This is a genomic window from Syntrophales bacterium (genome assembly GCA_030018935.1).
Taxonomy (GTDB): domain Bacteria; phylum Desulfobacterota; class Syntrophia; order Syntrophales; family CG2-30-49-12; genus CG2-30-49-12.
This window is the reverse complement of sequence record JASEGZ010000043.1, coordinates 1-18,497: the sequence shown is the minus strand read 5'-3', so window position 1 is coordinate 18,497 and position 18,497 is coordinate 1. Positions and strand designations below refer to the sequence as shown.

Annotated in this window: 16 protein-coding genes; 7 read left to right on the top strand and 9 right to left on the bottom strand. The window is 50.4% G+C overall.

Features of this window, described 5'->3' with window-relative positions; all coding sequences use genetic code 11:
- Positions 1-157: 157 nt before the first annotated feature.
- The 9 genes from QMD03_08190 to QMD03_08150 form a co-directional block, all read right to left on the bottom strand.
- Positions 158-2,170: an amylo-alpha-1,6-glucosidase gene (locus tag QMD03_08190; GenBank protein ID MDI6777198.1), complete on the bottom strand. Its 2,013-nt coding sequence runs from the start codon at positions 2,168-2,170 to the stop codon at positions 158-160.
- Between the two features lie 29 nt (positions 2,171-2,199).
- Positions 2,200-2,922, bottom strand: a complete 723-nt coding sequence (locus QMD03_08185) for an outer membrane lipoprotein carrier protein LolA (GenBank protein ID MDI6777197.1) — start codon at positions 2,920-2,922, stop codon at positions 2,200-2,202.
- A gap of 332 nt (positions 2,923-3,254) precedes the next feature.
- Complete coding sequence (locus tag QMD03_08180; protein ID MDI6777196.1) at positions 3,255-4,331, bottom strand: branched-chain amino acid aminotransferase; 1,077 nt, start codon at positions 4,329-4,331, stop codon at positions 3,255-3,257.
- Positions 4,332-4,373: 42 nt separating this feature from the next.
- The gene (locus tag QMD03_08175; GenBank protein ID MDI6777195.1) at positions 4,374-5,900 is read right to left on the bottom strand and encodes a YifB family Mg chelatase-like AAA ATPase; all 1,527 of its coding nucleotides are present in this window, start codon (positions 5,898-5,900) and stop codon (positions 4,374-4,376) included.
- An 86-nt stretch (positions 5,901-5,986) separates the two neighbouring features.
- On the bottom strand, positions 5,987-6,349 hold the full coding sequence (locus QMD03_08170; GenBank protein MDI6777194.1) for a pyridoxamine 5'-phosphate oxidase family protein: 363 nt from the start codon (positions 6,347-6,349) through the stop codon (positions 5,987-5,989).
- A 121-nt stretch (positions 6,350-6,470) separates the two neighbouring features.
- A complete protein-coding gene (gene trpA / locus QMD03_08165) occupies positions 6,471-7,334 on the bottom strand; it encodes a tryptophan synthase subunit alpha (protein ID MDI6777193.1) in 864 nt (287 codons plus the stop codon).
- A gap of 85 nt (positions 7,335-7,419) precedes the next feature.
- Positions 7,420-8,613, bottom strand: a complete 1,194-nt coding sequence (gene trpB, locus QMD03_08160) for a tryptophan synthase subunit beta (protein ID MDI6777192.1) — start codon at positions 8,611-8,613, stop codon at positions 7,420-7,422.
- 43 nt (positions 8,614-8,656) lie between these two features.
- Positions 8,657-9,670 (bottom strand): anthranilate phosphoribosyltransferase, encoded by a 1,014-nt coding sequence (trpD, locus tag QMD03_08155; protein MDI6777191.1) that lies wholly within the window; start codon positions 9,668-9,670, stop codon positions 8,657-8,659.
- Positions 9,671-9,753: 83 nt separating this feature from the next.
- Complete coding sequence (locus QMD03_08150; GenBank protein MDI6777190.1) at positions 9,754-9,936, bottom strand: four helix bundle protein; 183 nt, start codon at positions 9,934-9,936, stop codon at positions 9,754-9,756.
- Positions 9,937-10,314: 378 nt separating this feature from the next.
- On the opposite strand from QMD03_08150, the gene QMD03_08145 reads away from it, so the two are divergent.
- From QMD03_08145 to fusA, 7 genes are all read left to right on the top strand, one after another.
- Complete coding sequence (locus QMD03_08145; protein ID MDI6777189.1) at positions 10,315-11,142, top strand: PstS family phosphate ABC transporter substrate-binding protein; 828 nt, start codon at positions 10,315-10,317, stop codon at positions 11,140-11,142.
- Entirely contained in the window at positions 11,143-12,036 is an 894-nt protein-coding gene (gene pstC / locus QMD03_08140) for a phosphate ABC transporter permease subunit PstC (GenBank protein MDI6777188.1), read from the top strand.
- Between the two features lie 54 nt (positions 12,037-12,090).
- Positions 12,091-12,978 (top strand): phosphate ABC transporter permease PstA, encoded by an 888-nt coding sequence (gene pstA / locus QMD03_08135; protein ID MDI6777187.1) that lies wholly within the window; start codon positions 12,091-12,093, stop codon positions 12,976-12,978.
- Positions 12,972-13,742, top strand: coding sequence for a phosphate ABC transporter ATP-binding protein PstB (gene pstB, locus QMD03_08130; GenBank protein ID MDI6777186.1), 771 nt, complete (start codon positions 12,972-12,974; stop codon positions 13,740-13,742). Before pstA ends, pstB begins: the two co-directional genes overlap by 7 nt.
- 72 nt (positions 13,743-13,814) lie before the next feature.
- Positions 13,815-14,507, top strand: a complete 693-nt coding sequence (gene phoU, locus QMD03_08125; GenBank protein MDI6777185.1) for a phosphate signaling complex protein PhoU — start codon at positions 13,815-13,817, stop codon at positions 14,505-14,507.
- Positions 14,508-14,514: 7 nt separating this feature from the next.
- Positions 14,515-16,257 carry an ATP-binding protein gene (locus QMD03_08120; protein MDI6777184.1) on the top strand — a complete coding sequence of 581 codons (1,743 nt, stop codon included), beginning with the start codon at positions 14,515-14,517 and terminating at the stop codon, positions 16,255-16,257.
- A 79-nt stretch (positions 16,258-16,336) separates the two neighbouring features.
- The gene (fusA, locus tag QMD03_08115; GenBank protein MDI6777183.1) at positions 16,337-18,412 is read left to right on the top strand and encodes an elongation factor G; all 2,076 of its coding nucleotides are present in this window, start codon (positions 16,337-16,339) and stop codon (positions 18,410-18,412) included.
- The last annotated feature ends 85 nt before the right edge of the window (positions 18,413-18,497 follow it).

Here is an 18,497-nt window from a genome sequence, read left to right as displayed (position 1 = left end):
GGAAACTCCTTCTTCAGTTGTTTTGTTACCAATCTTTTGATATCTTTTGCCTGCACCTTTTTAATATTCATTACGTTACCAAATTTACCATTCACCCATGCGAAAAACTATTTCTAATGTTATCAATCAGTTATGGATGCAATGGCCAGTTTTAGGATTAAGATGTTTCCGTCAAAAGTGAGTACAACCTGATCAGTTCGGCGGTGCTCCATGCCTGGGAAATGCACCCATTTGGCCGGTGAGGGGGGTCTCCGTCAAAGATTTCTGGGATGCAGCCTATACCGGCCTCTGCCAGATGTTGACTCAGAAATAACCGGAGATAGTTGAGGAGAAACGCCTTTGCCGCGGCTTTATCTCCGGCAACCTTAAGATAGGCATCACCAAAATGTGCCAGGAGCCACGGCCATACGGTTCCCTGATGATAGGCCATATCCCTGGAAAGGGTATCACCACCATATCTCCCCATATATTGTCCGTCTTCAGGTGAGAGTGTCCTCAGTCCGCAAGGTGTGAGGAGGTGATCTTTGACCTTATTGACTACCTGGACCTGGTGGGAGGGGGTAAGCGGCGAATAGGGGAGGGAGACGGCTAAGATCTGATTCGGTCGTACCGCGCGGTCCAGAGAACCGTTAGAGAATACATCTCCCAGATACCCTTCACTTTCTATCCAGAAAGTATCATGGAATGACTGTTGGATCTTAGGAATGAGATCAGAGAAAGGAAATTCGTCTTCCCCAAACCTCTCTGCAAGTTCACCGGCAAAACAAGTGGCATTGTACCAGAGGGCATTGATTTCCACCGGATACCCGCCTCTCACGACGACAGGTTTCCCTCCCACCACCGTATCCATCCAGGTAAGACAACATGTATCACCGCCTCCGGCATGGAGCAGGCCGTTATCACTCATATAGATGTTAAATACAGTGCCAGCCATGAAATGCCTGAGAATTCTTTTCATCACCGGCCACATCCCGCTCCTGATCGTCTCGATATCATCGGTGTACTTGAGCATCTGTTGAACAGCCCAGAAGTACCAGAGAGAGGCATCCACAGAGTTATAGGCATTTTCCTTCTCATCTGCGGACAGATAATTGGGCAGGAGGCCGTCCCTCTCAAACTCTCCAAGGGAGGTCAGGATAGCGATACCTTCCTCTGTCCGGCCGCAACAGAATGTTAGCCCTGGCAGGGAAATGAGTGTATCCCGCCCCCACTCACCGAACCAGTGATATCCGGCAATGATTGCTGGACGCATCGTCGGTGTCTTAATCATAAACTGCTGACCGGCAATAATAAGGTCCCTGAGATAAGGCCTATCCTCCTGTCCAAAACGGTTTACGATCATTTCATTGATGGAGGTCTCGCGAGCCCGTCTTGTCTCTTCAGCCGTCCATATCCTTTTCAGCTGTCTCTGGGGGATATTTAGAGAGGCGGAGACAATGACGACACTCCCTCTTTTTATGGGTATCTCAAGAACGCCCGGTTGGAACAGATCCTCAAGCCAGTCATAACCACGTTCCCTTTCAAACGAGTATACAAAGTTGTTGTACCACACAGGAGAAGGAAAAAATTGCGACTTGACGCTGGTTTGCACGTATAGAGGCGGCATGCCATCATACAGTTGGATCTTGAATCCATTTTTTACGCCGTACGTCTTGACATGAAGAAACAGGTTTTGCCTGGAGAGCGTATGGTATCCCCGGTAAGCAAGAAATGGTTTCAGGCGAAGAACCCCTCCGGGACAATTTCCGCAATCATACCTGATAAGAACACGATCTTCACCATAAACCAGCATGATAGACTTATGAATACATATCTCACTTAGTTGGTAGGTAAACTCAGGGTAGGATGCTAATCTAAATTCCTTGATAATGTCCCCGTTCTGGGGAAAGAATGCACCGGGATACTGATGACACGAGAGGAAGAATTCGTTACCCTTAATGCGAAGGGAATCCTCAAACTTCGAAAGAAGGACATGCCTGCCCGGGGGATCTTTGAGATTTGCCACCAGGAGGCCGTGGTACCTCCTGGTATGACAGTTCAGGATGGTACTGGATGCGTATCCCCCCCGGCCATTAGTTTCAAGCCACTCTAAATCCAGGGCTTCTTTTTGAGGTAAATCGAAGACTTTTTCAATTTTGGCACGCAACACAGACACTCTCTCTGTCTTCATCGCTCACCCCCTCCTTTGGCAATTTTTAGTCACGGCATATTGACGACCTCAACCCCTGGCGGCGGTTTAAAGGTGAACAGCTTATCGGAGAGTTTATTGTTTACCTTGATGTCCCTGAATCGGATACACGTAGCATTCCCATAGATGTCCGTAAAGCTGCACCGGAGAAGCTGGAAATTGTCTCTGTCAATTGTCAGGGAAAGCCTCTGTATCCCGTAAGCGGAATTTCTGGGAACCAGGGTAAGGAGGTAGTTCCCGTCTCTGTCGCAAGGGTCAGGCTGGGAAAAGTTTATCTGAAAGTCATCCTGGAGTTTGCCAAGGCCGGAGAAGAACTTGATCGTCGGGCTTGATTTGAAGATACTTTCCACATCCTGGACGTACACAGCATGGTCTGCCGGAATATACAAATATGCCTTTTCTCGGTTGAGTACGAGTCTTTTTGCTTTTGGTTTTACGTAATCCCAGGACATGCTTATCGGTTTTTTGAAATAAAAGAACCCCTCTTCCCGCTCCGTTTTATCCATAGATTTGATAGTTACTTCCTGAACAAACTTCGCCTTTAAGTCTTCCGTTTTTTCATAGCTTTCCTGCGTCTTAGCAATCAATTCTGAAAGAAGCAGTGATTTTGCCAGTGCCGGCAGGACGGGAAAAAGGCCCAACCACAAAATCACAGAGATACCAATAACAAAAATCTTTTGTTTCCATTTTTCAACATTTTTCATGGCCAGTAAGGAATGGCATATTTTTTTCATGAATGTTTATATCTTCACAGGATAAGATCCCCAACCAATGGAACTTAAACAATTGTTATATATCTTATCGTAATTATTGAGTTTATTTTTTGCCTAAACCTTATGCAATTTGGTATAAAATTGGGACAATTGAATACTTATCATAGTTATCAACATACCTATCAACAATCCTTTCCACATCTCTGTGGATTTCAATGCCAAGTACCTGTATCAAGATGAGTGTGAAGTTTGGAGTGAGCTAAAATGCCTAAAGTTACAGGAAAATTAAAAGCTTTAGTCACTTCACACTTTAGTTCACTTTAGTCACTTCTCCGCTTTATCCGGTTGGAGCTTCAGTCTGATATTTTGACCCTCCAGTTAAAGGGATCCTCCTTTTCCCCATATTGAATCTCCAGTATCTCGTTGTACAATCTTTCGGTCAGGGGGCCTGTCTTCCCCTGGCCGATGATGTGTACCTTCCCCTGATAACAGATCTGGCCGATGGGAGAAACGATCGCCGCCGTCCCGGAGGCAAAGACTTCCTTCAACTTTCCCCCGGCGGATGCAGACAGGATTTCATCCATCGTCAACGGTCTTTCCAGAACAGGGATCCCCCAGCTTCGGGCAATCTGGATGACCGAATCACGGGTCACACCAGGAAGGATCGTCCCCGTAAGAGGGGGAGTGATCAATTCATCGCCAATGACGAAAAAAATGTTGCTGGTTCCCACCTCCTCGACATACTTCCTTTCGATGGCATCGAGCCACAGCACCTGCGTATATCCCATTTCTGCGGCTAATCTGCTCGCATAGAGGCTGGCGGCATAATTGCCCGCTGCCTTACAGTACCCTGTCCCCCCTGGTGCGGACCGGACATACTCCTCACTCACGTATATCTTTGTGGGGTTGAAACCTTCTGAATAGTATGCACCCACAGGCCCCACAACGATAAAAAACAGATATTCATCAGAGGGGTGTACACCGAGGGATCTCTCCGTGGCAATCATCGTGGGACGGATATAGAGGGATGTCCCCCTGCCGTGAGGTATCCAGTCCCGTTCCATGAGTACCAGTTTTTTCATGGCCTCCATAAACAGGTCGCTATCGAGGGTAGGCATGCAGAGCCTTTTTGCGGAGGCATTCATCCGTTTAATGTTTTCAGAGGGCCTGAAGAGCAAGATAGAGCCGTCCCTTCCCCGATAAGCCTTCAGCCCCTCAAAGATTTCCTGTCCATAATGGAAACACATGGCTGTGGGTTCAAGGGATAACGGACGGTAAGGCTCTATCATGGCATCATACCACCCTCCGTCATGGTGATACTTCATCGTAAAAAAATGGTCGGTAAATATTCTTCCAAACCCCAGCTTGGACTCATCGGTTGGTTTTGCCTTCCCTTTCCCCGGTGGAACCTGAACAATCTTGATTTCCATGGATACATCCCCCTAGTCATTAAAGCATTTTTCTTTTTACTACTAAATCATCCTCCTATCAAGGTTTCTGTACTGGATGGCCTCGGCGACGTGACAGGAGCGGACATCTCTTTCCCCTTCGATATCCGCAATGGTTCGGGCAACTTTCAATATCCTCGTGTAGGCACGGGCGCTAAATCCGAGCCTATCAATGGCCATCTCAATCAGCCTCCGGGAATCTTCATCAATGACGCAATATTCCTTGATCTGTTTGTCAGACATCCGTGCATTTAACAGGGTATCCTGACCGTCGAATCTCTTCACCTGTACCGCTCTTGCCCTGACAATCCTTTCTTTGATGATGTCGGATGACTCCCCCACATTTCTCCCCACAAGGTCCCTGTATCTAATAGATGGCACCTCAATGTGGATATCTATTCTGTCTAAGAGAGGTCCTGAGATCCTTGCCTGATACTGGTGAATCTGTTGAGGAGAACACCGGCAGTCCCTGTGGGGATCACCATAGTAACCACAGGGACAGGGGTTCATTGCTGCCACCAGCATAAACCTCGCCGGATAAGTGGCTGCCATAGAAGACCTCGCAATCGTAACATAGCCGTTCTCTAAGGGTTGCCTCAGTGCCTCGAGGACATTTTTCTTGAATTCCGGCAACTCATCGAGAAACAAGACACCGTGATGGGCGAGGCTGATCTCCCCGGGTTTGGGGATGTGCCCTCCCCCTACAAGCCCGGCATCCGAGATCGTATGGTGCGGAGCCCGAAAGGGCCTCGTCCCCAACAGGGCTTCTCTCTTATTCAGCAGGCCGGCAATGGAAAATATCTTTGTGGTTTCAATGGCTTCCTCAAAGGAGAGTTCAGGAAGTATGGTAGAGAGTCGCTGGGCCAGCATGGTCTTCCCGGAGCCGGGAGGCCCGACCATGATGATATTATGACCTCCCGCCGCCGCAACCTCCAGTGCCCTTTTTGCCTGATCCTGTCCACGTGTCTCATCGAAGTCAAAGGGATAACGAAGACTCCTCTTGAAGATATCTGCTCTATCCACCTTCAGGGGTTCTATCTCTTTCGTCCCATTGAAAAATTCGACGACATCGGGTAACGTATTGACGGGAATAACAGCAATAGCCTCCACCATGGCGGCCTCGAGGGCGTTTTCTGCCGGCACGATAATGCCCCTTATCCCCATTTCCTTCGCCTGAAAAGCCGCGGAAATGACGCCATGGACACCCTTAATCCTGCCATCGAGGGACAACTCTCCCATTAAGATATACTCCGGCAGGACATCAGGTTTGATAATTCCTTCTACCGTCAGGATACCCACAGCAATGGGCAGGTCAAAACCGGTGCCCTCCTTTTTGATATCCGCCGGGGCAAGATTTACGGTAACGTGATTTCTGGGAAAGCGATAGCCGGAATTTTTTATTGCTGCCTTGATCCGGTCCTTACTCTCCCTGACCGCCACATCGGGCAGCCCCACCGTTGAAAATCGAGGGAGACCGGCAGATATATCCACCTCCACATCAACAGGATAAGAATCTATACCCACAACGGTGCTGCTGATAACTTTTACCATCAACTGACACTTCCCTGTATGGTTAACTGATTGAGAGACGAATCTGTGGGGCAGATGCCCTACCTGCCCCCTCTTCATCTCCTAGCTTAAAATGCTACAGCTTTCTCACATTTCAGTTTCACCACATGGTTCACTTTACCCTTAGATGCATACTCCTGGCTAAAACTGTCAAAAATTGCCCCTTCAGTCAGTATCTCAGCCTGTCCCCAGATACGCCAGCCTTTCCGTGAGAGAGGATCAAGACCAATAACCGCTACCCTGGGATTTTCCTTGAGATTAGTGATGGTACGTGGTGATCTCAAATCGGCAAACACCACATGCTCATCATCAAGGACACGAAACGAACCCTTCGGTGAAACATTGGGCAATCCGTCCTTATCGGCTGTGGCTACGAGAGCCGGTTTGATTTCTGCAATAGCTTTTTTTACATCCTCCGGTATTTTTGCCATCTCTGTGCACCTCCTCTTTCTGAATAGTGATGAAAATATCTAACTACTCGGGCATTGGGGACAGATTTGAAATCTGTCCCCACGTCTTGCCTATTTGCTGCTTAACTTTCTGATTGAACTGCTAAGCGCTGTGACTCTCAAGCCTACCTGAATAGTTACTGACAGAAGAAAGATTTATTTCAGTTTCCTGGTTGACTAGGGATTTCTTTATATCTACGGCATAGCGGGAAATGAGAGGAATTAGGTTATCTTTTCCGCTGTTCTCCTCGATCATCCGGACAAAGGCGCTCCCAATGACGATGCCATCGGCATAGGGAGCGATCTCCGCGGACTGCTGGGGCGTGGAGATACCGAAGCCGACGACGACAGGCAGTGGAGTTATTCCTCTTATCCTCTCCATGTTCCTTTTAATGTCATCAAGCAGGGGTTTTTTTGTTCCCGTCACCCCTGTAATTGAGATGTAGTAGAGAAATCCCGTGGCATGCTTTGAGATCTTCCCGATCCGTTCCTCACCACTTGTCGGGGCGATGAGGGAAATGAAGTCAATCCCCACTGGGTCGGTGTATTGCCTCAATTCGGCGGCTTCTTCGGGAGGGAGGTCAACAACTAAGATACCATCCACACCTGATGCCTTTGCCCTTTTTGCAAATCTCTCGTTCCCATAAATAAAAATAGGGTTGTAATAACCAAAGAGAACAATGGGGATCTCGGAGATTTTTCTCACTCTTTCAATCATGTCAAGGATACCGTGGAGGGTTACCCCCCCCCTCAGGGCCCTCTGGCTGGCAGCGGCAATGATGGGGCCATCGGCTGTGGGATCTGAAAAAGGAACGCCGATTTCAAGGACATCCACACCGGCCTTATCCAGGGCAAGGATCAACTCCTCGGTTTTCGGGAGACTTGGATCCCCTGCCGTCAGATAAACGACTAAGGCCTTCTCCCCCCTCTTGCTCAATTCATTGAACCTGGTCTCAATCCGTCCCATGATCAGCGCACCTCGGTTTTCTCGGCGATAATAGCCCTTTGTGCCTTTGTGCCTTTGTGCCTCTCAAGCCTTTGCCCCTCAATCATCAACGTACCTCGATCTTCTCAGCAATAATAGCCGCATCTTTGTCTCCCCTGCCGGAGAGGTTGATGACGATAATCTTATCCCTTCCCAGGGTCGGGGCCATCTTCATGGCGTAGGCCACGGCGTGGGCGCTTTCCATGGCGGGGATGATCCCCTCATATTCGGAAAGGCACAAAAAGGCATCAACGGCTTCCTTGTCATCTATTGTTACATACGTAGCTCTCCCCGTGGCGCGAAAGTAACTGTGTTCCGGTCCAACGCCAGGGTAATCGAGTCCAGCGGCGATGGAATAGGCATCGCGCACCTGGCCGTCCCCATCCTGAAGGAGGTAGGTCTTATTCCCGTGGAGAACACCGATACTCCCTGCCGAAATGCTGGCCGCATGCATTCCCGTGGAAATCCCCTTTCCCGCAGCCTCTACCCCGATCATGGCAACCCCTGAAATGTCCTTGAAGGGATAAAAAAGCCCCAGGGCGTTGCTCCCCCCACCCACACAGGCAATCAGGATATCGGGAAGTCTCCCCTCCTTTTTTAAAATCTGCCTCTTCGTCTCTTTACCGATGATACTCTGAAAATCCCGGACCATCATCGGATAGGGATGGGGACCTGCCGTCGAACCGATGACGTAAAAGGTATCTCTGACCCGTGACACCCAGTGGCGCATCGCCTCGTTCATGGCATCCTTGAGGGTCGCTGTCCCGGAGGCGACCGGCACAACCTCGGCCCCGAGGATCTTCATCCGAAAGACGTTAGGGGCCTGTCTCCGTATATCTTCCTCACCCATAAATACGGCGCATTCCATCCCGAAAAGCGCGGCGACCGTGGCTGTAGCCACACCGTGCTGGCCGGCGCCCGTTTCGGCGATCACCCTCCCTTTTCCCATCCGTCTGGCAAGCAGCGCCTGACCGAGGGTGTTGTTGATCTTGTGCGAACCTGTGTGGCTCAAATCTTCCCGTTTCAGATAGATTTTCGCCCCCCCCACTTTCTCGGTGAGACGCTTCGCATAATAGAGAGGCGTTTCTCTCCCCGCATATTCATGGAGATAAGAGGCAAGCTCTTCCCTGAATGCCTTATCCTTTCGTGCCTTGAGATAGACGTCTTCCAGTTCAAGGAGGGCAGGCATCAGTGTCTCGGCGGCGTAGCGGCCCCCAAAGGTTCCAAAATGTCCGTATCTGTCCGGTAAAGCTACCTGCATGTTTTTACCTTTCCTGCGTCATTCCTGACTTTTTACGAGAGCATCATACATTGTTACTCAATTTAATCAGCGCCTGGAGTTTTTCGAAGGCGGCGCCACTGTCAATACAATCCTCCGCAATCGTAATTCCCTCCTTGATGGAGGCGGCCTTTTCCCCTGCCATGATGGCCAGAGCGGCATTGAGGAGAACGATCTTCCGGCGGGCGCCATCCTTCCCGGTAAGGATCTCCTCTGTTATTCTGGCATTGGTCGAGGCGTCTCCCCCCTGAAGCTCCTCACCGCTATATGTCTCTCCAAATATCTCGACCGGGGCGATATTATAGGCGGTAATCAGACTGTCCTTCAATTCCGAGACACGGGTCTCACCCGTCACGGTGGCCTCATCGAGGCCGTCAGAGCCGTGGACTACAAAGGCCCTCTTCGTTCCCAGATTTCTCAGAACTCCGGCAAACATCTCGGTTAGCTTGCCATCATAGACGCCGATGAGCTGTGACGTAGCGCCGGCGGGATTGGTCAGGGGGCCTAACATGTTAAATATTGTCCTGATACCGATCTCTCTTCGCGGACCGATGGCATATTTCATGGCCCCGTGGAGCTGGGAGGCAAAGAGAAAACCGATCCCGACCTGCTGGATACATTCTTCCACGATTTCCGGTCCCGCGTTGATGTTAACTCCAAGAGACTCCAGGACATCGGCGCTTCCGCACCCGCTGCTGACCGCCCGGTTGCCATGTTTTGCCACAGTGAGGCCCGCCGCCGCAACCACAAAGGCTGCTGTCGTCGAGACATTAAAGGTATTCTTTCCGTCCCCTCCCGTTCCACAGGTGTCCACGATAACCGACGAGCTGGCATTGATCCTTGTCGCCTTCTGCCTCATGATCCTTACCGCACCGGTAACCTCTTCAATCGTCTCCCCTTTGATCCTGAGGGCAGTGATAAAGGATGCAATCTGGGCAGGGGTGGCCTTTCCCTCCATGATTTCACCCATTACCTCCATCATCTCAGGTTCTCTCATGTTTTCATTGTTTACAACCTTTTCAATAGCTTCCCTGATCATTAGTATCTGCCCCTTGTCTCAATACTTTCACGCCGGGCGAAATGGCGTACAATATCTGCAATTCAGACACTGGACTTCAGACTTTAGACGCCAGACTTTTCTATATAGGAAATTAACCCTCTGGCTGAGCCCTCTACTATATTTGCTGGCACTGATACAGCAGCTCTTCCCATCTGAGATGTCAAACCCCAAATCTCACTCTTTGGAAATTCTTTCGTAGCCTTATATACCAAGAGTGCCAATTCATCTGCTAACTGCCATGCCATCGCAGCGAAGCGCCCGCCAGGGCAACTGTTTGAAGGCGAAGCCTGAGTTTTGCCCTGGCAGCAAAACTAAATGATGCATAATCGTCAAAAGATTTTGAGCCCTTGTAAAGTCAATTTTCAAAGGTCTCTTAAGGAGGTGCCTTATTTATAATATTACAACGGAATTGATTCAGGGTCAAGGAAAAGTGAAACTCCCCATATTTCATGGCCACCTTCTCACTGATACGTAAGCAGCCCATAACCCATACTTGCTCTACCTAAAAGCAAGCTCCCGAGGTCTTCCTGCCGCCATACTTCACATGATCTTGACGGTTTTGTCATCAAATGGTAACAATTCTTCCGTATCCTCCGCACAAAAAACAGAAGGAGGCAAGAAAAATGGTAAAGGGTGCAAAGTTATTGATGTTAAATCTTGTGTGTATCCTGTTGTGGAGCGGGAACCTGACCTCTGCCGGTCAGACCATTGTCATCAAAGGATCAACAACGGTTCTGCCGGTAACTCAGGCAGCGGCTGAGGCCTATATGAAGCTCCATCCCGGCATGAATATCTCCCTCTCCGGTGGTGGCTCCGGTGAAGGTATCAAGGCCCTGATTGACCGGTCAACGGATATTGCAACCTCCTCAAGGGATATCAAGGAAGAGGAAGTCAAACTGGCAAGATCAAGAGGGGTTAATCCTGTTGCTCACCGGGTTGCCATTGATGCGATTGTTCCCGTTGTCCATCCGACAAATCCGGTAAAGAACCTTACCGCCGAGCAATTGAGTCTCGTCTATCAGGGAAAGATTACGAACTGGCGAGAAGTGGGTGGAAAGGATCTGAAAATTATGGTAATTTCCAGGGACTCGAGTTCAGGCACCTATGAAACCTGGGGGGAAAAGGTTCTCCACGGCGCCAGGGTGACACCGAGGGCCCAGTTACAGGCATCCAGTGGCGCCATTGTTCAGGCGGTTTCAAAAAACAGGTATGCCATGGGCTATATAGGAATCGGTTATCTAAACAAAAGGGTTAAGGCCCTTACGGTAAACGGGATTCAGGCGTCTGCAGAAACGGCCCTCTCCGGGGCGTATCCGATCGTCAGGCCACTCTTTATGTTCACCAATGGCCGGCCTTCCGGTGAAGCTGGTAGTTTTATTAAATTCCTTTTGGGCGAAGAGGGGCAGAAGATCGTGCAAAGGGAAGGTTTTGTACCTATAAAGAAGCGGTAAATGCCAATGACCAGACAACGAAGGGAAGAAAAGATCAGGCTTACCTTTTTCATCTTTGCCCTGGCCTCCATGTTGGCCCTGGGACTTATCGTTGCCTTCCTTTTCCGTGAAGGTCTCCCCATCTTCAAAGAGGTTTCCGTTGCCGACTTTCTCTTCGGCACCGAATGGTATCCCACCTACGACCCGCCTGAATACGGGATATGGCCCCTGTTAGTTGGTTCTCTTGCGGTTACGTTCTTTGCCTCCCTGATAGCTATCCCTCTCGGTATCCTCTCTGCCGTTTATGTCTCTGAAATTGCTTCTGACGCCATTGCCGAGATCCTGAAACCGGTTATCGAACTGCTGGCGGGACTCCCTTCCGTTGTTTTAGGTTTCTTCGGGATGGTCGTTGTGGCCCCCTGGCTCCAGGAGACCTTTGATCTGCCGACAGGTTTGAATATCATAAGCGCCTCCCTGATGCTCGCCGTGATGGCTATTCCCACTATCTCAAGCATTTCAGAGGATGCCCTTTATGCTGTGCCACGGGAGTTTAAAGAGGCTTCTTATGCCCTGGGGGCGACGAAGTTTGAAACCATCGTGAATGTCACGATACCGGCAGCCCTGTCGGGCATTTCCACGGCGGTGATTCTCGGAATGGCGAGGGCCATCGGTGAAACAATGGTTGTCCTGATGGTAGCCGGTGGAGCGGCCGCCGTTCCCGAGAGCATCTTCGATTCCGTAAGGCCAATGCCGGCAAGTATTGCCGCAGAGATGGGAGAGGCGCCTTTCGGGAGTGGACACTACCATGCCCTTTTCGCCATTGGTATCGTCCTGTTCTTCATGACGATGATCTTTAATCTGATTGCCGATTACCTTTCCCATAAGTTCAGGGAGGTGGGTTCCGCTACACTGTAGTCGTATGTCGTATGTCGTAAGTCATAAGTCATAAGTCGTATAGGTATGTTTCCAGTGCGAATTAAGATTTTTTCGACAGGAACACAGATGCGCTGGCGATATTTCAAGCAGACCCTTTTCTTCGCCGTTGTTCGCCTGTCTGTACTGATTATTATCCTCTCCCTCGGGGGTATACTTTTTCATATATTTGTAAATGGCATCGGGGTCATCAACTGGGACTTTCTCACTCTTCCTCCCAGGGAATCCATGACGAAAGGCGGGATTATGCCCGCAATCCTGGGTACCCTCTATCTGACGTTGGGGGCGATTACGGTTGCCATCCCTCTCGGAATTGCCTCGGCTATCTATCTGTCAGAATATGCGAAACAGGGTCTGATGGTAAGGGTCGTTCGTATCGGTGTGAATTGTCTGGCCGGGGTCCCCTCCGTTGTCTTCGGGCTCTTTGGCCTCGGTTTTTTTGTCGTCTTTCTCCGGTTCGGATCCTGTATCCTCTCCGGGGCATTAACACTCGGTATTTTGATTCTCCCGACCATTATCGGGGCGGCGGAGGAAGCCCTGAAGGCCGTGCCACAAACATTCAGAGAGGCATCCTATGCCCTCGGTGTGTCCAGATGGGATACAATTTCGCGGATCGTTCTGCCCAATGCCATACCAGGCATACTTACAGGTTCCATCCTCGGGATCGGCCGGGCAGCAGGGGAAACGGCGCCGATCATGTTTACCGCCGCGGCGTTTTTTACGGCCAGACTTCCCAGCTCGATTTTTGACGAGGTGATGGCGCTTCCCTACCACATCTATGTCCTGGCCACGGCGGGGACCCATATTGAGGAAACGATACCCATTCAATACGGAACGGCGCTGGTCCTTGTGGCCCTCGTTCTTTCCATAGATCTGGTGGCCATTGTTATCAGGAGTTATATGAGAAAGAGGAAAAGGTGGTAATTGTGCAGTATAACAGTATTATTAAATTGAGAAATGTCAATTTTTACTACGGTCAATGCAGGGCATTGACAGATATTACCATGGATTTTGAAAAGAACATGATCACCGCCCTGATTGGCCCATCGGGTTGCGGCAAATCGTCGTTGTTGCGATTGCTTAACCGGATGAATGATCTGATCGCCGGAACCAGGGTAGAGGGGGAGGTCCTCTTTGAGGGCAGGGACATCTATGCCCCCAATGTTGATCCTGTTGAGGTTCGCAGAAGAATCGGCATGGTATTCCAGAAACCGAATCCGTTTCCGAAGACGATATTCAACAATATTGCCTATGCGCCGAGACTTTCGGGGGTGAAGAAGAGAAATGATTTGGAGTCCCTCGTTGAGCAGAGTCTCAAGCAGGCGGTCCTCTGGGATGAGGTGAAGGATATCCTGAATAAATCGGCCATGACGCTTTCCGGAGGGCAGCAACAGCGCCTCTGTATCGCCAGAGCGCTGGCCATGGCCCCTGATGTCCTCTTAATGGATGAACCCACATCGGCGCTTGATCCCATCTCCACGGCAAAGATTGAGGAATTGGTCGAAGAATTGAAGAAAAAATACACGATCATCATTGTGACGCATAACATGCAGCAGGCAGCCCGTGTCTCAGATAGGGCAGGTTTTTTCTATCTGGGGGGATTAATAGAATATAACTTTACAGAAAAGATATTTACCAAACCGGACGTGAAGCAGACGGAGGACTACATCACAGGCAGATTCGGTTGATGGATGGCAGGGGAGTAAGGGCGACCGGCCGCTCGCCCCTACTCATGATTCAGAGAGTAAGGAGGGGGCATCATGGAAGAAAAAAAACACACCAGCGCCCATTACGAAAGGGAACTCCAGGAGATCAAGGAAAGTCTTCTGTATCTGGGGGCCATGATAGAAAAGGCGATCGAGAGGGCGATTAATGCCCTTCTGGAGAGAGATTCGGACCTGGCCCGCAGGGTAATTGAAGAGGATGATCAGATTGATCGGCTTGATGTGGAAACCGAAGAGAGGTGTATCCGCGTCCTGGCCTTAAGGCAACCTGCCGCGAGGGACTTGAGGTTCATCGCCACGGCGATCAAGATCAATGGACATCTGGAAAGAATTGGAGATATGGCGGTTAATATCGCAGAAAGGGCGATTGTCTTAAATGAAGAGCCTCAACTGAAACCCTATATTGACCTTCCCCGGATGGCCGCAATTGCCCGGGGCATGGTCAGGGAAAGCCTTGACGCCCTGGTTAAGGAAGATGTCGCTCTGGCAAACAAGGTCAGGGGGGACGATGAATCCATAGATGCACTCAACGAACAGATCTTCCGGGAACTCCTTACCTTTATGCTGGAGGATCCCCGGAAAATTCATGCTTCACTTCTTATTATGCAGATAGCCAAGAATCTCGAGAGGATTTCGGATCATGCGGAAAGCATTGCCGACCGGGTGATATATATGGTAACGGGAAAAAATGTGAGACATGAATCCCCTTTTAAGGCGAGGAATAAATAGGTTGAAGATGCGTCTCTTCTATAAAATTCTGGGCAGCTATCTCGTTGTGGTGATCCTCGCTATTGCCGTTATGGGTCTCCTCATCGCCCGGGAGATAAAAGGCGAACTAATCGGCAGGATCGAGGAAGATTTGATGGCTCAGGCAGAGACGATGACCCTCCTTTCCAGGGGAGAAATCGAGAGAAATGCCTTCGCCCTGGCCAGGATTGCACGGGCAAGGGTTACACTGATAGATGCCTCGGGCAGGGTCATTGTAGACTCGGAGAGAAACGCAGCAGACATGGATAATCACTTAAACCGTTTGGAAATACAGGAATCAAGGGTCAAAGGCCGGGGTAAGGCAATACGCCACAGTCGCACCTTCGGTAGGGAAATGCTCTACGTTGCCCTTCCCCTGAGAGAAGGTCCAGCATTAAGGGGCTACATCCGCCTGGGCTGTCCCATCTTTGAGGTGAAAAAATCGGCAGCTCACTTGTACCGCTCTGTTTATAAGACCATCCTTATCATGGCCCTGCTTTCCCTATTTGCCGCTCTGATATTTTCCAGAAAAATTACCTCACCTATCCGGAAGGTGGATGTATTTACCCAAAAGGTACGCAACGGTGAAACCGCCGGTACCCTTTTGATCGAGTCAAAGGATGAGATCGGACAACTGGCGAAAAACATCAATTACCTGGTTCAGGAGCAACAGGAAAAGATAAGATCCGCTGATGAAGAGAAGAGAAAACTGGCGTCGGCCTTCACCGCCATGATAGAAGGGGTACTGATCCTTGACAGTGACAACCGCATAGAGGCACTGAACAACGGCCTCATGAACATCCTCGGCCGCCGGGACACTGATCTTATCAATAAAACACCCCTCGAAGTGTTCCGGAATATGGAGTTGCAAAACGCCCTCGAGCGTTTTAGGGAGACAGGTGAACCGGTTTTACAGGAAATTACCTTAGGAGAAACATCCCCGATTATCTTAGATGTTAACATCTCCCCCATCCAGGGGCTTTCCGGGGGAGAGGAAAAAACGATGATGGTCTTTCACGAGGTAACGCGCCTTAAAAAGTTAGAGAGGATACGGGAAGATTTTGTTGCCAATGTGACCCACGAGATTAAAACACCACTTACGGCTATCATTGGATTCATCGAGACCCTTGAGGAAGGCGCCATTGAAGATAGGGCCACGACAGAAAAATTTTTACGGATCATCTCTGAACACGCCCAACGTCTCAACCGTCTGGTAGATGACCTTCTTACCCTTTCCAGTATCGAACTGGGAGAGATACAATTACACCCCGAAGGTGTTTCCGTGGCCGACGTGGTGAAAAATATCCTCCCCGTGGTCCAGGCAAAGGCGGGAGAGAAGAAAATCACCATCCATGATGACATCCCCGCCGGACTTCCCCTGATCATGGCCGACAGAGACAGGGTGGCACAGGTCATTTTGAATATCGTGGATAATGCCGTCAAATTCACACCGGAGGGGGGAAGGATATCAATTACCGCAGTTGAGGAGGGAAGGGGTTCTGTTGTCGTAAGAATAGCCGATACCGGTGTCGGTATACCGGGGAGTGAAATCCCCCGACTGGGAGAACGCTTCTACCGGGTGGATAAAACACGGTCACGGGAACTGGGCGGTGTAGGCCTGGGCTTGTCCATTGTCAAGCATCTGATGAAGGCACATCAGGGGAGAGTAGAGATTGAAAGCTCTCCCGGCAAGGGTACAACCGTTTCCCTCTATTTCCCAATTTCTAGGTGAAGCGGATGCTTACGTCTTTTATCCAAAAGCTGATGGCTGACCGCTGATAGCTGAATGCTTACAATATTAGGAATGGAAGATGAGAATTAGCAAATTGCGGAATATCGGGATTGTAGCGCACATTGACGCCGGTAAAACAACGGTAACGGAGAGGATTTTGTTCTATACCGGCACGACGCGGACAATGGGAGAGGTCCATGACGGCGAGGCCACGATGGACTTCATGAAGCAAGAACAGGAACGCGGCATCACCATCGCCTCGGCTGCCATCACGTGCCATTGGGATGAGCACCAGGTCAATATTATTGACACTCCCGGCCATGTGGACTTCACCATGGAGGTAGAACGCTCGATGAGAGTACTGGACGGAATTGTTGCCGTCTTCTGCGCCGTCGGTGGCGTGGAGGCTCAAAGTGAGACCGTCTGGGGGCAGGCGGATCGTTACCGGGTGCCGCGGATATGTTTTGTCAACAAGATGGACCGTCCCGGTGCAGATTTTTTCGATGTTCTCAAGCAGTTGGACGACCGCCTGGATGCCAGGGCCGTCCCCTATCAGATCCCGATCGGCACGGAAGAAAATTTCTCTGGCGTCATAGATCTGGTGCGCATGAAGTCCTATACCTTTACGGATGGTAAGTTGCAGGAAGGTGAAATCCCGGCCGCGTACCGGGCTGATGCCCAGCGCTGGCATCGGCAACTTTTAGAAAAACTCGCCGAATTTAATGATGAGTTGGCAGAGTTATACCTCGAGGATAAAGCTATTCCGGAAGCGATGATCCGGGCGGTGACGCGCTATTGTGTGGTGCATTCGCTGGTTACGCCGGCGTTCTGCGGCGCGGCCTACAAGAATATCGGTATTCAGCCGCTGCTGGATGCGATTGTGACTTATCTGCCCAGTCCCTTAGACAAAGGGGCAGTTGTCGGCGTGGATCCGACTGACCCGGCAAAAACTCTTTCGCGTCAGCCCTCTACCAACGAGCCGTTCTCGGGACTCGTCTTTAAGATCATTTACGACCTCTATGTGGGACAGCAAACTTTCGTCCGGACATACTCCGGCGTATTGAAAACAGGCGCATTTGTATTGAACATTACCACCGGCAGGAAAGAGCGCATCAGCCGTATCCTGCGCATCCATGCCAAGGACCGCAGAGAAATACCGGAAGTTGGACCAGGTGATATCGTGGCCCTGGTGGGGTTGAAAAACACTTACACCAGCCATACACTCTGCCATCCGGAAGCGCCAATGCTGCTGGAGACAATTAATGTTCCCGATCCGGTCATCAGCGTTAAGGTAAGCACGCCCAATCGCCAGGAACAGGAGAATCTCCACCAGGCATTGCGCAGAATGGCGATGGAGGATCCGTCTTTTGCCGTGCGGAATGTAGAACGTACGGGTGAGACGGTTATCGCCGGCATGGGCGAACTGCACCTCGAAATAATCGTGGATCGGCTGAAAACGGACTTCAAATGCGAGGCAGTGGCGGGCCGGCCCTCGGTTGAGTATCGGGAGACAATCACAGGCGAGTACCAGTACGATTACAAGTTCGTCAAGCAAACCGGCGGCCGCGGTCAATATGCCCACACCGTTATGCGGGTTGAACCTAATCGGGGTTGCGGGTTCGAGTTTATTAACCATGTCACCGGCGGCCGTATCCCAGCCGAGTTTATTACGGCAGTCCTCAAAGGTGTCAAAAATACCATCGGGGAAGGCATCATGGCGGATTACCAGGTGGTGGACGTGCGTGCCATTCTCCTGGACGGCAGTTATCATGAGGTAGACAGCTCTGATCACGCGTTTCAGACTTGCGGCAGTATCTGTTTCAAAGAGGCATTCAAGCGGGCCAGGCCGCAACTATTAGAGCCGATCATGTTGCTGGAAATTGCTACACCGGACGAGTATATTGGGGATGTCATTGGCGATTTGAATCGCCGCCGCGGCAAGGTGCTCAGTATGCGCCGCTACCGCAAGGGTTCCCAGAAGATCTCCGTGGAGGCGCCTTTGAGGGAACTCTTCGGCTATGCCACCACTCTGCGCTCGCTTTCCGCAGGCCGCGCTAATTACTCCATGGAGATAGAACGCTACAGCCCCTTGCCGGAAAAGCTCCAGGAAGAGGTACTAACAGAGGCACATAAACGGATGCGGGGCGGGGAATAGTTGCGTTTTTTAGAAAAATTTTTTTCTATGACTGTCAAGAGTAAATAGAATTGTCCGCTTTTGTAGCAAATGAATTGTCCGCTTT